Origin of the sequence: Pseudomonas sp. T8 (assembly GCF_024610635.1) — a bacterium.
Classification (GTDB): domain Bacteria; phylum Pseudomonadota; class Gammaproteobacteria; order Pseudomonadales; family Pseudomonadaceae; genus Aquipseudomonas; species Aquipseudomonas chlororaphis_I.
In genome coordinates this window covers 3,824,003-3,839,010 of the sequence record NZ_CP102374.1, presented here as the reverse complement: position 1 = coordinate 3,839,010, position 15,008 = coordinate 3,824,003, and the positions used below count along the sequence as shown (strand labels likewise).

Below are 15,008 nucleotides of genomic sequence, written 5' to 3'. Positions count from 1 at the left end.
CGAGAGTCTCTCTATGTTTCCTGAAAGCTTCACCTTTTCCATCGCCGACTGGGTCAACGGTTGGGTCGATTCGCTGGTGACCAACTACGGCGATGTGTTCCGCCACATCTCCGACACCCTGCTGTGGGCCATCGTCAACCTCGAAGGCCTGCTGCGCCTGGCGCCCTGGTGGCTGATGCTGGCGATCGTCGGCGGCATCGCCTGGCATTCGACCCGCAAGCTGGTGACCACCGCGGTGATCGTCGGCCTGTTGTTCCTGGTGGGCGCGGTCGGCCTGTGGGACAAGCTGATGCAGACCCTGGCGTTGATGCTGGTGGCGACCTTCATTTCGGTGCTGATCGGCATTCCCCTGGGGATCCTCTCGGCGCGCAGCAATCGCCTGCGTTCGGTGCTGATGCCGCTCTTGGACATCATGCAGACCATGCCGAGCTTCGTGTACCTGATCCCGGTGCTGATGCTGTTCGGCCTGGGCAAGGTGCCGGCGATCTTCGCCACCGTGATCTACGCCGCGCCGCCGCTGATCCGCCTGACCGACCTGGGCATCCGCCAGGTCGACGGCGAGGTCATGGAAGCGATCAACGCCTTTGGCGCCAACCGCTGGCAGCAACTGTTCGGCGTGCAACTGCCGCTGGCCCTGCCGAGCATCATGGCGGGGATCAACCAGACCACCATGATGGCCCTGTCGATGGTGGTGATCGCCTCGATGATCGGTGCCCGTGGCCTGGGCGAAGACGTGCTGGTGGGGATCCAGACCCTCAACGTCGGCCGTGGCCTGGAAGCCGGCCTGGCGATCGTGATTCTGGCCGTGGTCATCGACCGTATTACCCAAGCCTATGGTCGTCCACGCCATGAGGTGAGCAAATGAACAACGCAACCGTGAGCAAGATCGAAGTCAAGAACGTCTTCAAGATTTTCGGCAACCGTTCGGCCGACGCGCTGAACATGATTCGCCAGAACAAGACCAAGGACCAGGTGCTGGCCGAGACCGGCTGCGTGGTCGGGGTCAACGACCTGTCGCTGAGCATCGGCACCGGCGAGATCTTCGTGATCATGGGCCTGTCCGGCTCCGGCAAGTCGACCCTGGTGCGCCACTTCAACCGCCTGATCGACCCGACCAGCGGCGCGATCCTGGTGGACGGCGTGGACATCCTGCAATACGACATGGAAGCCCTGCGCGAATTTCGCCGGCACAAGATCAGCATGGTGTTCCAGAGCTTCGGCCTGCTGCCGCACAAGACCGTGCAGGAAAACGTCGCCTACGGCCTCAAGGTGCGTGGCGAGAGCAAGGAAGTCTGCGCCGAGCGCGCGCTGCACTGGATCAACACCGTGGGCCTCAAGGGCTACGAGGCCAAATACCCGCACCAGCTGTCCGGCGGCATGCGCCAGCGCGTCGGCCTGGCCCGCGCCCTGGCGGCGGACACCGACATCATCCTGATGGACGAAGCCTTCAGTGCCCTCGACCCGCTGATCCGCGCGGAAATGCAGGACCAGTTGCTGGAGCTGCAAAAGACCCTGCACAAGACCATCGTCTTCATTACCCACGACCTCGACGAGGCCGTGCGCATCGGCAACCGCATCGCGATCCTCAAGGATGGCCGGCTGATCCAGGTCGGCACGCCGAAGGAGATCCTGCATTCGCCGGCGGACGAGTACGTCGACCGTTTCGTGCAGCGGCGCGCGGCGGTGGTTTGAAGGCGTGCGGCGGGCCTCTTCCTATGTAGGAGCGAGGCTTGCCCGCGAATGCGGCGGTAAAGCTGCATCAATGTTCAGGTGGTACCCGTGAGGTCGAAGATGTCGCAGGCTGAAAAAATCGTTATCGCCGACGCCCCGCTGCGTTGGCAGGATGTGGTCGCCGTAGCCCGGCATGGCGCGCAGCTCGAGCTGTCGGCCCAGGCCTGGGCACGCATCGAGAATGCCCAGGCCATCGTCCAGCGCATCGTCGTCAGCGGCGAACGCGCCTATGGCATCAACACTGGCCTGGGCGCGCTGTGCAACGTTTCGCTGCAGGACGAACAACTGAGCCAGCTGTCGCGCAACACCTTGCTCAGCCATGCCTGTGGCGTGGGCGCGCCGCTGGCGGACGAGCAGACCCGGGCGATCATCTGCGCGGCCATCGTCAACTACAGCCACGGCAAGTCCGGCCTGCATCGCCGGGTGGTCGAGGCGCTGCTGGCCCTGCTCAATCGTGGTATCACCCCGCAGGTGCCGTCCCAGGGCTCGGTGGGTTACCTGACCCACATGGCGCATATCAGCATCGCCTTGCTTGGTGTCGGCCAGGTCAGCTATCGCGGGCAGGTCGTATCGGCCGAGCAGGCGCTGGCGGCGGAAGGCCTGCAGCCGGTGCAACTGGGGGCCAAGGACGGTCTGTGCCTGGTCAACGGCACGCCGTGCATGACCGGCCTGAGCTGCCTGGCCCTGGCCGATGCCACGCGCCTGCTGCAATGGGCCGACGTGATCGGCGCCATGAGCTTCGAGGCCCAGCGCGGGCAGATCGCCGCGTTCGATGCCGAGATCATCGCGCTCAAGCCGCACCCGGGCATGCAGCAGGTCGGCATCAACCTGCGCGCCTTGCTCGACGGCAGCGAAGTGATTGCCGCCAGCAAAGGTATCCGCACCCAGGATGCCCTGAGCATCCGTTCCATCCCGCAGGTTCACGGCGCCGCCCGCGATCAGTTGGCGCACGCGACGCAGCAGGTCGAAACCGAGCTCAACTCCGTCACCGATAATCCGATGGTGCTGGGCACTCCGGACAACTACCGGGTGATGTCCCAGGCCAACCCCCACGGCCAGTCGGTGGCATTGGCGGCGGACCTGCTGGCGATCGCCATGGCCGAGATCGGCTCGATCGCCGAACGGCGCCTGGATCGCTTGATCAACCCCCACGTCAGCGGTTTGCCGGCATTCCTGGTGAGCAACCCCGGGGTCAACTCCGGAATGATGATCGTCCAGTACGTCGCTGCCTCGCTGTGTGCGGAAAACCGCCAGCTGGCGCAACCGGCGGTGCTCGACAACTACGTCACCTCCGGCCTGCAGGAAGACCACCTGAGCCTGGGCACCAACGCCGCGCTGAAGCTTTCCCGTGTGCTGGAAAACTGCACCCAGATCCTCGCCATCGAATACCTGCTGGCGGCCCAGGCCTTTGAATTTCTCAAGGAACAGCGTTTCGGTGCCGGCACCGATGCGGCCTGGAAGCTGTTGCGCCAGCGGGTTGCGGCCTATGACCAGGACCGCTGGCTGGCCCCGGACATCGCCAGCGCGGCGGCGCTGCTCAAGGCTCCGGCCTTGCTGCAGGAGGTTTTACCGGGCGTGCGCTGAGCAACGCCCTGCAAGAACGGAATTTTCCACGACAACGGTTTCCACGAAAAACCAGCGTGCCAAGGCGCCACTCGCTCACAAACGGCGGGCTGCGACGGACAACGGAAGCTTCCGGAGCGACTGGTAGTTAATAACAAACTCTCAAAAGGAGCATAAATGTGACTGCGCTAAATCTGATTCCCGGCCAACTGACCCTGGCCCAACTGCGTGCCGTCTACCAACAGCCGGTAACCCTCAGCCTCGATGACAGTGCATCGAAGCAGATCGACGCCAGCGTCGCCTGTGTCGAGCAGATCCTCGCCGAGAACCGCACCGCCTACGGCATCAACACCGGTTTCGGCCTGCTGGCCTCGACCCGTATCGCCAGCGCAGACCTGGAAAACCTCCAGCGCTCCCTGGTGCTGTCCCATGCCGCCGGTGTCGGCGAGCCGATCAGCGACGCCTTGGTGCGCCTGATCATGGTGCTCAAGGTCAACAGCCTGAGCCGTGGCTTCTCCGGTATCCGCCGCCAGGTGATCGACGCGCTGATCGCCCTGGTCAACGCCGAGGTTTACCCACATATCCCGCTCAAGGGCTCGGTGGGCGCTTCCGGCGACCTCGCGCCGCTGGCGCACATGTCCCTGGTGCTGCTGGGTGAAGGCAAGGCCCGTTATAAAGGTCAATGGCTGAACGCTACCGAAGCGCTGAGTGTGGCCGGCCTCAAGCCGCTGACCCTGGCGGCCAAGGAAGGCCTGGCGCTGCTCAACGGCACCCAGGTGTCCACCGCTTTCGCCCTGCGTGGCCTGTTCGAAGGCGAAGACCTGTTCGCCGGCGCCCTGGCCTGTGGCGGCCTGACCGTCGAGGCGGTGCTGGGCTCGCGTTCGCCGTTCGATGCGCGGATTCATGCCGCCCGTGGCCAGAAAGGCCAGATCGACGCTGCCGCGGCTTACCGCGACCTGCTGGGCGACAGCAGCGAAGTCTCCAAGTCGCACCAGAACTGCGACAAGGTGCAGGACCCGTACTCCCTGCGTTGCCAGCCACAGGTCATGGGCGCCTGCCTGACCCAGTTCCGCCAGGCCGCCGAGGTGCTGGTGGTCGAAGCCAACGCCGTGTCGGATAACCCGCTGGTGTTCGCCGCCGAGGGCGACGTGATCTCCGGTGGCAACTTCCACGCCGAGCCGGTGGCCATGGCCGCCGACAACATGGCCCTGGCCATCGCCGAAATCGGTTCCCTGAGCGAGCGCCGCATCTCGCTGATGATGGACAAGCACATGTCCCAGCTGCCGCCGTTCCTGGTGGCCAATGGCGGGGTCAACTCCGGCTTCATGATCGCCCAGGTGACCGCCGCGGCCCTGGCCAGCGAAAACAAGGCGCTGTCCCATCCGCACTCGGTGGACAGCCTGCCGACTTCCGCCAACCAGGAAGACCATGTGTCCATGGCGCCCGCCGCTGGCAAGCGCCTGTGGGAAATGGCCGAAAACACCCGTGGCATCCTCGCCGTGGAATGGCTGGCGGCCTGCCAGGGCCTGGACCTGCGTGACGGCCTGAAGACCTCGACCAAGCTGGAAAAGGCCCGCGCTACCCTGCGTAGCAAAGTGCCGTTCTACGAGAAGGACCGCTTCTTCGCCCCGGACATCAACGCCGCGAGCGAACTGCTGGCGTCCCGTTGCCTGAATGAGCTGCTGCCGGCCAAGTTGCTGCCGAGCCTGTAACGACCATGCCTGTAGCCGCTGACGAGGCACGAGGCTGCGATGGGCTGCGCAGCAGCCCCCGAGGGTGGTCCTGCGGACCGCTTCGCAGCCTCGTACCTCGGCAGCGGCTACGGTTTGGGTTTTCTCCGATAAAAATAATTAGGAACGAGAAATGCAACAGCAAGCTCAAGGTCTGAAACGCGGGCTGTCCGCCCGACATATTCGCTTCATGGCGCTGGGGTCGGCGATCGGCACCGGGCTGTTCTATGGTTCTGCCTCGGCCATCCAGATGGCCGGTCCCGCGGTCCTCCTGGCCTACCTGATCGGTGGTGCCGCGGTGTTCATGGTGATGCGCGCGCTGGGCGAGATGGCCGTGCACAACCCGGTGTCCGGCTCGTTCGGCCACTACGCCAGCAATTACCTGGGGCCGTTGCCGGGATTTATCCTCGGCTGGACCTATGCCTTTGAAATGATCATCGTCTGCCTGGCCGACGTCACGGCCTTCGGCATCTATATGGGCTTCTGGTTTCCGGAAGTGGCGCGCTGGGTCTGGGTGCTCGGCATCGTGTTCCTGATCGGCGGCCTCAACCTGTGCAACGTCAAGGTCTTCGGCGAGATGGAGTTCTGGCTGTCGCTGCTGAAAGTCGGTGCGATTGTCGCGATGATCCTCGCCGGCTTCGGCATCATGCTGTTCGGCATCGGTTCGGCCAGCAGCGAGCAGGCCACCGGGGTGGCCAACCTCTGGGCCCACGGCGGTTTCATGCCCAACGGCATCGGCGGCCTGATCGCCTCGTTCGCGGTGGTGATGTTCGCCTTTGGCGGCATCGAGATCATCGGTATCACCGCCGGTGAAGCCAAGGACCCGCAGCGGGTCATCCCCAAGGCAATCAACGCGGTGCCGATGCGCATCCTGCTGTTCTATGTGCTGACCCTGTTCGTGCTGATGGCCATCTATCCATGGCCGCAGATCGGCAGCCAGGGCAGCCCGTTCGTGCAGATCTTCGACAACCTGGGCATCGGCTCGGCGGCGACCATCCTCAATATCGTGGTGATCTCGGCGGCGGTGTCGGCAATCAACAGCGACATCTTCGGCGCCGGACGCATGATGTACGGCCTGGCCCAGCAAGGGCAGGCGCCCAAGGGCTTTGCCCAGCTGTCGAAACACGGCGTGCCGTGGATGACCGTGGTGGTCATGGGCGCCGCGCTGCTGGGCGGTGTGCTGCTGAACTACCTGATTCCGGAAAACGTGTTCCTGCTGATTGCCTCGATCGCCACCTTTGCCACGGTCTGGGTCTGGCTGATGATCCTGTTCACCCAGGTGGCCATGCGTCGCTCGATGAGCGCCGAGCAGGTCGCCCAACTGAAATTCCCGGTGCCGTTCTGGCCCTGGGCGCCGGCAGCCGCCATCGTGTTCATGCTGTTCGTCTTCGGCGTGCTGGGTTACTTCCCGGAGACCCAGGCGGCGCTGGCGGTGGGCGCGGTGTGGATCGTGCTGCTGGTGATCGCTTATCTGTTGTGGGTCAAGCCTGCCGCCGGTCAGGCGGTCCAGGTACACCGCGACCCTTCTTTGTCCCATCGATAACTAACGGAGGCCTCGGATGAAAACTCTCTGGCAACACTGCCACGTCGCAAGCATGGCGCAAGGCGCTTACTCGATCATCGAGGATGCCGCCATCGTGACGTCAGGAGCGCTCATAGAGTGGATCGGCCCGCGCGACCAGGTTCCGGCCGGCGACTATGCCGAGCGGCATGACCTGGCGGGGGCCTGGGTCACCCCGGGCCTGATCGACTGCCACACCCACACGGTGTTCGGCGGCAACCGCAGCGGCGAATTCGAGCAACGCTTGCAAGGGGTGAGCTACGCCGAAATCGCCGCCGCCGGTGGCGGTATCGCTAGCACCGTGCGGGCCACCCGCGCGGCGAGCGAGGACGAACTGTTCGACAGTGCCCGCAAGCGCTTGAAAAGCCTGCTGCGCGACGGCGTGACCAGCGTCGAGATCAAGTCCGGCTACGGCCTGGACCTGGCCAGCGAACGCAAGATCCTGCGGGTGATCCGGCGCCTGGGCGCCGAGCTGCCGGTCAGTGTGCGCAGCACCTGCCTGGCGGCCCACGCCTTGCCGCCGGAATACGCCGAGCGCTCGGACGACTACATCGAGCACATCTGCAGCGAGATGCTCCCGGCCCTGGCCGCCGAGGGCCTGGTGGACGCGGTGGATGCGTTCTGCGAATACCTGGCGTTCTCGCCGGAACAGGTGGAGCGGGTGTTCGTTGCCGCGCAGAAGCTCGGCCTGCCGGTGAAGCTGCACGCCGAACAGTTGTCGTCGCTGCATGGCTCCAGCCTGGCGGCGCGTTATCACGCGCTGTCGGCCGACCACCTGGAGTTCATGACCGAGGAGGACGCCATCGCCATGGCCAAGGCCGGCACCGTCGCCGTGCTGTTGCCGGGCGCCTTCTATTTCCTGCGCGAAACCCAGCTGCCGCCGATGGACGCGCTGCGCAAGCACGGGGTGAAGATCGCCGTGGCCAGCGACCTCAACCCCGGCACTTCGCCGGCGCTCTCCCTGCGCTTGATGCTGAACATGGCCTGCACCTGTTTCCGCATGACCCCGGAAGAGGCCCTGGCCGGCGTGACCCTGCACGCGGCCACCGCGCTGGGCATGGAGCGGACCCACGGTTCGCTGGAGGCCGGCAAGGTGGCGGACTTCGTCGCCTGGCAGATCGATCGTCCCGCCGACCTGGCCTACTGGCTGGGCGGCGACCTGGAAAAACGCGTCGTGCGCCACGGCGTTGAAGTGGATTTATAGGAGAAGGGTTGTGGATAAGGTTCTGAACTTCAAACAAGGCCGGGTGCCGCTGCTGATCAGCATGCCCCACGCCGGCCTGCGCCTGACGCCAGCGGTCGAGGCCGGGCTGATACCCGAGGCGCAAAGCCTGCCGGATACCGACTGGCACATCCCGCGGCTCTACGCGTTCGCCGAGGAACTGGGCGCCAGCACCCTGGCGGCCGAGTATTCGCGTTTCGTCATCGACCTCAATCGCCCGTCCGACGACAAGCCTTTATATGTCGGCGCCACCACCGGGTTGTACCCGGCCACGCTGTTCGATGGCGTACCGCTGTTCCGTGAGGGGCGGGAGCCGTCGAAACAGGAGCGGGCGACTTATCTGGAGCAGGTCTGGACGCCTTATCACAGCACCCTGCAGCAGGAGCTGGCGCGGCTGAAGGCCGAGTTCGGCTATGCCTTGCTGTTCGACGCGCACTCGATCCGCTCGCTGATCCCGCACCTGTTCGAAGGCAAGCTGCCGGACTTCAACCTGGGTACCTTCAATGGCGCCAGCTGCGATGCCGAGCTGGCCAGCCAGCTGGAAGCGATCTGCGCCCGTCATGCCGACTACAGCCATGTGCTCAATGGCCGTTTCAAGGGCGGCCATATCACCCGGCATTACGGCAACCCGGCGGAGAACATCCATGCCGTGCAGCTGGAGCTGGCGCAGAGCACCTACATGGAAGAGTTCGAGCCGTTCCGCTACCGCGACGATCTGGCGGCGCCGACCCAGGTGGTGCTCAAGCAGCTGCTGCAAGGGCTGCTGGCCTGGGGGCAGAAGCGCTACGGGCGCTGAAGCCGACAGGAAGCCCTGTAGCCGCTGCCGCAGGCTGCGATAAGGCCGAAGGCCTTCAGCGATCTCAAGATCCTGCGCCTGCTGCGCAGTCGAGCGCAGCCTTCGGCAGCGGCTACAGGTGCGCCTGGCTTTCCGGGGGGAACAACCGCATTTTTTCCTAGGACATGCTCATTCCGTAATTCGGGTTTATGATGCCGGACGGCAGAATAATTGAAGTCCCCCCAGGGATGACCTCGACCCCTTACGGAGCGCGCAATGCAGACTTTGTACCCGCAGATCAAACCCTATGCCCGGCACGATCTGGCTGTCGACGAACCCCATGTGCTGTATGTCGATGAGAGCGGTTCCCCGGAAGGCTTGCCGGTGGTGTTCATCCACGGTGGCCCGGGAGCCGGGTGCGATGCCCAGAGTCGCCGTTACTTCGACCCGAACCTGTACCGCATCGTCACCTTCGACCAGCGCGGTTGCGGGCGTTCCACCCCGCACGCCAGCCTGGAAAACAACACCACCTGGGACCTGGTCGCCGACCTCGAGCGGATCCGCCTGCACCTGGGCATCGAGAAATGGGTGGTGTTCGGCGGCTCCTGGGGTTCGACCCTGGCCCTGGCCTATGCGCAAACCCATCCTGAGCGTGTCCATGGTCTGATTCTGCGGGGGATCTTTCTGTGCCGTCCGCAGGAAATCAAATGGTTCTACCAGGAAGGCGCCAGCCGTCTGTTCCCCGACTACTGGCAGGACTACATGGCGCCTATCCCGCTGGACGAGCGCGACGACCTGCTCAGCGCCTTCCACAAGCGTCTCGTCGGTAATGACCAGATCGCCCAGATGCATGCGGCCAAGGCCTGGTCGATCTGGGAAGGGCGCACCGCGACGCTGCGGCCAAACCCGCTGGTGGTCGATCGTTTCTCCGAGCCGCAGCGCGCGCTGTCGATCGCCCGGATCGAATGCCATTACTTCACCAACCATGCGTTCCTCGAGCCGAACCAGCTGATTCGCGACATGGGCAAGATTGCCCACCTGCCGGGCGTGATCGTGCATGGCCGCTACGACGTGATATGTCCGCTGGACAACGCCTGGGAATTGCACCAGGCCTGGCCGAACAGCGAACTGCAGGTGATCCGCGATGCTGGTCACGCCGCGTCGGAGCCGGGCATCACCGATGCCCTGGTGCGCGCCGCTAATCAGATGGCCCGGCGCCTGCTCGACCTGCCGCCCGAAGAAGCATGAAGGGGTTGTTGCAGCGCGTGCGCGGCGCGCGGGTCGAAGTGGCGGGGGAAATCGTCGGTGCGGTGGACCAGGGTTTGCTGGTGCTGGTAGCGGTGGAGCCCGAGGACACTCGGGCCAGTGCCGACAAACTGCTGCACAAGCTGCTTAACTATCGGGTATTCAGTGATGCCGAGGGCAAGATGAACCAGTCCCTGGCTGATGTGGACGGCGGTTTGCTGCTGGTCTCGCAGTTCACCCTGGCCGCGGATACCAAGAACGGCCTGCGCCCGAGCTTTTCCACCGCGGCGCCGCCGGCCCTCGGCGAAGAACTTTTTGACTATCTGCTATGCAAGGCGCAACAGTTGCATGGCAAAGTAGCATCAGGGCGCTTCGGGGCGGATATGCAGGTCCATCTGGTCAATGATGGCCCGGTAACCTTCCTGTTACAGACCTGAAAGTGCTTGAAACATCTTTTTCGGCCGGAAGCGGCCGAAAATAGGCGTTTTTCGCGATAAATACTTGGTCGCCCCTGATGCGTTGTAACGCGGGCTACTAGATAATCGCGCGCTACGGGGATCAGCGTTCGTTGGTCCGTTTTTGACTTAGGTAGAGACTTGTTCGGGACCGTTTGGGGAATCATTTAGCCCCATCGGAGTCGGAACAATGCTCGCCAACCTGGCATATAGATAGCTGGCCGTTGGTTTTTTGATCTGTTTTCGGCGAGGGTTGCTCGTGATTGTTAGTCCCTGTAATGCACCAAAATTGTCTGCCAAACGGTTACGAAACGCACTGGTGACGGGCTCTGCACTGCTCTGCCTGCTTAGCGCCGGCCAACTCTGGGCATTCAATCTGGATGATGTATCGGCCAAGGCTAAGGATCTGGCCGGGCAGAAGTACGAGGCTCCGCGCAGTAACCTGCCGAACGAATTTCGTGAGATGAAGTTCGCGGACTATCAGAAAATCCGCTTCCTGCCTGAAAAGGCCGAGTGGGCCAAGCAGAAAACCCCATTCAAGCTGTCCTTCTATCACCAGGGCATGCACTTCGATACGCCGGTGAAAATCAACGAAATCACGGCGAACACCGTCGAAGAGATCAAATACGACTCGACTCGCTTCGATTTCGGCGACCTTAAGTTCGATCCCAAGGCCACCGAACAGCTCGGTTACGCGGGCTTCCGTGTCCTGTACCCGATCAACAAGGCGGACAAGCAGGACGAAATCATGACCATGCTCGGCGCGAGCTACTTCCGCGTCATTGGCAAGGGTCACGTCTATGGTCTGTCGGCCCGTGGCCTGGCCATCGACACCGCGCTGCCATCCGGTGAGGAATTCCCGCGCTTTACCGAATTCTGGATCCAGCAACCCAAGCCGACCGACAAGCACCTGGTGATCTTCGCCCTGCTGGACTCGCCGCGGGCCACTGGCGCCTATCGCCTGACCCTGCGTCCGGGCAGCGACACCATCGTCGACGTCAAGGCCAAGATGTTCCTGCGTGACAAGGTCGGCAAGCTGGGCATTGCCCCGCTGACCAGCATGTTCCTGTTCGGCGCCAACCAGCCGTCGAAAGTCCTCAACTACCGCCGCGAGCTGCACGACTCCAGCGGCCTGTCGATCCATGCCGGCAACGGCGAGTGGATCTGGCGTCCGCTGAACAACCCGAAACACCTGGCCGTGAGCAACTTCTCGGTAGAGAACCCGCGTGGTTTCGGCCTGCTGCAGCGTGGTCGCGACTTCAGCCACTACGAAGACCTCGACGACCGCTACGACAAGCGCCCAAGCGCCTGGATCGAGCCGAAGGGCGACTGGGGCAAAGGCACCGTCGATCTGGTAGAGATCCCGACCGCGGACGAAACCAACGACAACATCGTGGCATTCTGGAGTCCGGAAAAGCAGCCTGAGCCAGGCCAGGCGTTCGATTTCGCCTATCGCCTGCACTGGACCATGGACGAGGCTTCCCTGCATTCGCCAGACAGCGCCTGGGTCGAGCAGACCCTGCGTTCCACCGGTGACGTCAAGCAATCCAACCTGATCCGCCAGCCGGACGGCAGCGTGGCCTACCTGGTGGACTTCGAAGGTCCATCCCTGGCGGCATTGCCGGAAGACACCGAGGTGCGCAGCCAGGTCAGCGTCGGCGACAACGCCGAGCTGGTGGAAAACAGCGTGCGCTACAACCCTGAAACCAAGGGCTGGCGCCTGACCCTGCGGATGAAGATCAAGGATCCGAGCAAATCCACCGAAATGCGTGCGGCCCTGGTCAAGAACGCCACCCCTGTCGAGCCGGCCAAGGCCGTGTCGCCAGCCTCCAGCTCCTCCATCGCCAAGGCCGACAAAGTCGCCGCCAAGCAGCAGGAGAAAAAAGAGGCGGATGCCAAGCAAGCCGAAGCCAAGCCGGCCAAGGACGCCAAGAACCACAAAGACGCCAAGCAGCCTGCTGCTGCCGAGGCGGCCCCAGCCACACCGGAATCTGTCCCGACCGAGCAAGTCCTGACCGAGACCTGGAGCTACCAGTTGCCTGCCGATGAGTAACCCTCAAGTACAGCCAGAGACTCTTGCCGAGTATCTGGCGCACCTGCCAATGACCGATGAGCAGCGCGCGGAACTCGCGGGCTGCAAGTCCTTCAGTGAACTGCACGAACGCCTGTCGTCCTCGACGTTCGACGCGCCTGCCGATGCCGCCCAGGCCTCGGTGGGCCGCCGGCTGACCCTGAGTTCCGCCGAGGAACTGATCGATGCCGAGATGCTGGCGCTCGACGCCAGCGGTCGCGTGTGCCTCAAGGCCACGCCGCCGATCCGTCGGACCAAGGTGGTTCCCGAACCCTGGCGCACCAATATCCTGGTGCGTGGCTGGCGGCGCCTGACCGGACGCACCAACCCGCCGGCACCGCCGAAGGATGAGCGGGTGCTCCCGGCGGCGCGCTGGCGCACCGTGGGCTCGATCCGCCGTTACATCCTGCTGGTGCTGATGCTCGGCCAGACCATAGTGGCCGGCTGGTACATGAAAGGCATCATGCCGTACCAGGGCTGGTCGTTCGTCGACCTGGAAGAAGTCATGCATCAGCCATTGATGCAGACCGCCACCCAGGTACTGCCGTACGCCCTGCAGACCAGCATCCTGATCATGTTCGGCATCCTGTTCTGCTGGGTTTCGGCCGGTTTCTGGACCGCGCTGATGGGCTTCCTCGAGCTGCTCACCGGGCATGACAAATACCGCATTTCCGGTAAAAGCGCCGGCAACGAGCCGATTCCGCAAGATGCACGCACCGCGCTGGTGATGCCGATCTGCAACGAAGACGTGCCGCGGGTATTCGCCGGCCTGCGGGCGACCTTCGAGTCGGTCGCGGCCACCGGTGACCTGGACCGCTTCGACTTCTTCGTGCTCAGCGACAGTAACGACACCGATATCTGCGTGGCCGAGCAGCAGGCCTGGCTGGACGTCTGCCGCGAAACCAAGGGTTTCGGCAAGATCTTCTATCGCCGCCGTCGCCGTCGGGTGAAACGCAAGAGCGGTAACCTCGACGACTTCTGCCGTCGTTGGGGCGGCGACTACAAGTACATGGTGGTGCTCGACGCCGACAGCGTGATGAGCGGCGAATGCCTGACCAGCCTGGTGCGCCTGATGGAAGCCACGCCGGACGCGGGGATTATCCAGACCGCGCCGAAAGCCTCGGGCATGGACACCCTGTATGCGCGCATGCAGCAGTTCGCCACCCGCGTCTACGGCCCGCTGTTCACTGCCGGCCTGCACTTCTGGCAGCTGGGCGAGTCCCACTACTGGGGCCACAACGCGATCATCCGCATGAAGCCGTTCATCGAGCACTGCGCCCTGGCGCCGTTGCCCGGTAAAGGCGCCTTCGCCGGTGCGATCCTGTCCCACGACTTCGTCGAAGCGGCGCTGATGCGTCGCGCCGGCTGGGGCGTGTGGATTGCCTACGACCTGCCGGGCAGCTACGAAGAGCTGCCGCCGAACCTGCTGGACGAGCTCAAGCGTGACCGTCGCTGGTGCCACGGTAACCTGATGAACTTCCGCCTGTTCCTGGTCAAGGGCATGCACCCGGTGCACCGTGCGGTGTTCCTCACCGGGGTGATGTCCTACCTGTCGGCGCCGCTGTGGTTCTTCTTCCTGGTGCTGTCGACGGCCCTGCTGGCGGTCAACACCCTGATGGAGCCGCAGTACTTCCTGGAGCCGCGCCAGCTGTATCCGCTGTGGCCACAATGGCATCCGGACAAGGCGATCGCGCTGTTCTCGACCACTATCGTGCTGCTGTTCCTGCCGAAACTGTTGAGCATCATCCTGATCTGGGCCAAGGGCGCGAAAGAGTTTGGCGGCAAGTTCAAGGTGACCCTGTCGATGCTGCTGGAGATGCTGTTCTCCATGCTGCTGGCGCCGGTACGGATGATCTTCCACACCCGTTTCGTGCTGGCCGCGTTCCTTGGCTGGGCCGCGACCTGGAACTCGCCACAACGTGACGACGATTCCACGCCGTGGAGCGAAGCGGTGCGCCGCCATGGTCCGCAGACCTTGCTGGGCTTCTTCTGGGCGCTGCTGGTGATCTGGCTGAACCCGAGCTTCCTCTGGTGGCTGGTGCCGATCGTCGGTTCGCTGATGCTGTCGATCCCGGTGTCGGTGATTTCCAGCCGTGTCGGCCTGGGCCTGAAGTCCCGTGACGAAAGCCTGTTCCTGATCCCCGAAGAATACGCGCCGCCACAGGAGCTGGTGTCCACCGACCAGTACACCCATGAAAACCGTTGGCATGCGCTGAACGACGGCTTCATCCGGGCGGTGGTCGATCCGCAGCAGAACGCCCTGGCCTGTGCCCTGGCGACGTCCCGGCACGGCCTGGCCGAGCCGATCGAGTGGCTGCGTAGCGAACGTGTCCGCCATGCCCTGAAAGTGGGGCCGGCGGCGCTGAACAACGGCGAGCGCCTGGCGCTGCTGAGCGACCCGGTGGCCCTGGCCCGCCTGCATGAGCAGGTCTGGAGCGAAGGCCATGCCGACTGGCTGAGCGCCTGGCGGCAATCGGTGGATGAAGACCCTCATGCACCGTTGTTGCCGTTGCGACCGCAAACGGCAATCGCCCAACCGGCCTGATGACAACGCCCTTGAGAGCACTCTCAAGGGCGTTGTTGTTTGTGGGCCCGCTCTTGTAGCCGCTGCCGCAGGCTGCGATCGATTGGGCGGCATCCGTACCGAAGGGGACG

Annotated in this window: 11 protein-coding genes; all 11 read left to right on the top strand. The window is 63.9% G+C overall.

What is annotated here, in order from left to right; translation table 11 throughout:
• The first annotated feature begins 13 nt into the window (after nt 1–13).
• On the top strand, nt 14–865 hold the full coding sequence (locus NRG23_RS17200) for a proline/glycine betaine ABC transporter permease (RefSeq protein WP_009046564.1): 852 nt from the start codon (nt 14–16) through the stop codon (nt 863–865).
• Nucleotides 862–1,692, top strand: coding sequence for a glycine betaine/L-proline ABC transporter ATP-binding protein (locus NRG23_RS17195; RefSeq protein ID WP_009046565.1), 831 nt, complete (start codon nt 862–864; stop codon nt 1,690–1,692). Before NRG23_RS17200 ends, NRG23_RS17195 begins: the two co-directional genes overlap by 4 nt.
• Before the next feature lie 99 nt (nt 1,693–1,791).
• Nucleotides 1,792–3,315 (top strand): histidine ammonia-lyase, encoded by a 1,524-nt coding sequence (hutH, locus tag NRG23_RS17190; RefSeq protein ID WP_016704427.1) that lies wholly within the window; start codon nt 1,792–1,794, stop codon nt 3,313–3,315.
• Between the two features lie 158 nt (nt 3,316–3,473).
• Nucleotides 3,474–5,006 carry a histidine ammonia-lyase gene (gene hutH, locus NRG23_RS17185; protein WP_009046567.1) on the top strand — a complete coding sequence of 511 codons (1,533 nt, stop codon included), beginning with the start codon at nt 3,474–3,476 and terminating at the stop codon, nt 5,004–5,006.
• A gap of 151 nt (nt 5,007–5,157) precedes the next feature.
• Nucleotides 5,158–6,567 carry an amino acid permease gene (locus NRG23_RS17180; protein WP_257371459.1) on the top strand — a complete coding sequence of 470 codons (1,410 nt, stop codon included), beginning with the start codon at nt 5,158–5,160 and terminating at the stop codon, nt 6,565–6,567.
• Nucleotides 6,568–6,583: 16 nt separating this feature from the next.
• Nucleotides 6,584–7,789: an imidazolonepropionase gene (gene hutI, locus NRG23_RS17175; RefSeq protein ID WP_009046569.1), complete on the top strand. Its 1,206-nt coding sequence runs from the start codon at nt 6,584–6,586 to the stop codon at nt 7,787–7,789.
• A gap of 10 nt (nt 7,790–7,799) precedes the next feature.
• Nucleotides 7,800–8,603 carry an N-formylglutamate deformylase gene (gene hutG, locus NRG23_RS17170; protein WP_038630409.1) on the top strand — a complete coding sequence of 268 codons (804 nt, stop codon included), beginning with the start codon at nt 7,800–7,802 and terminating at the stop codon, nt 8,601–8,603.
• Between the two features lie 255 nt (nt 8,604–8,858).
• A complete protein-coding gene (pip, locus tag NRG23_RS17165; protein ID WP_016704430.1) occupies nt 8,859–9,830 on the top strand; it encodes a prolyl aminopeptidase in 972 nt (323 codons plus the stop codon).
• Complete coding sequence (gene dtd / locus NRG23_RS17160) at nt 9,827–10,264, top strand: D-aminoacyl-tRNA deacylase (RefSeq protein ID WP_016704431.1); 438 nt, start codon at nt 9,827–9,829, stop codon at nt 10,262–10,264. The genes pip and dtd overlap by 4 nt, the downstream gene beginning before the upstream one ends.
• A 277-nt stretch (nt 10,265–10,541) precedes the next feature.
• On the top strand, nt 10,542–12,335 hold the full coding sequence (locus tag NRG23_RS17155) for a glucan biosynthesis protein G (RefSeq protein WP_009046572.1): 1,794 nt from the start codon (nt 10,542–10,544) through the stop codon (nt 12,333–12,335).
• Nucleotides 12,328–14,898: a glucans biosynthesis glucosyltransferase MdoH gene (gene mdoH, locus NRG23_RS17150; RefSeq protein ID WP_016704433.1), complete on the top strand. Its 2,571-nt coding sequence runs from the start codon at nt 12,328–12,330 to the stop codon at nt 14,896–14,898. The genes NRG23_RS17155 and mdoH overlap by 8 nt, the downstream gene beginning before the upstream one ends.
• The last annotated feature ends 110 nt before the right edge of the window (nt 14,899–15,008 follow it).

Coding starts and splice junctions, on each gene's coding strand:
- NRG23_RS17200 (WP_009046564.1), top strand. CDS start 14: ATGTTTCCTGAAAGCTTCACCTTTTCCATCGCCGACTGGGTCAACGGT.
- NRG23_RS17195 (WP_009046565.1), top strand. CDS start 862: ATGAACAACGCAACCGTGAGCAAGATCGAAGTCAAGAACGTCTTCAAG.
- hutH (WP_016704427.1), top strand. CDS start 1,792: ATGTCGCAGGCTGAAAAAATCGTTATCGCCGACGCCCCGCTGCGTTGG.
- NRG23_RS17180 (WP_257371459.1), top strand. CDS start 5,158: ATGCAACAGCAAGCTCAAGGTCTGAAACGCGGGCTGTCCGCCCGACAT.
- hutI (WP_009046569.1), top strand. CDS start 6,584: ATGAAAACTCTCTGGCAACACTGCCACGTCGCAAGCATGGCGCAAGGC.
- pip (WP_016704430.1), top strand. CDS start 8,859: ATGCAGACTTTGTACCCGCAGATCAAACCCTATGCCCGGCACGATCTG.
- dtd (WP_016704431.1), top strand. CDS start 9,827: ATGAAGGGGTTGTTGCAGCGCGTGCGCGGCGCGCGGGTCGAAGTGGCG.
- mdoH (WP_016704433.1), top strand. CDS start 12,328: ATGAGTAACCCTCAAGTACAGCCAGAGACTCTTGCCGAGTATCTGGCG.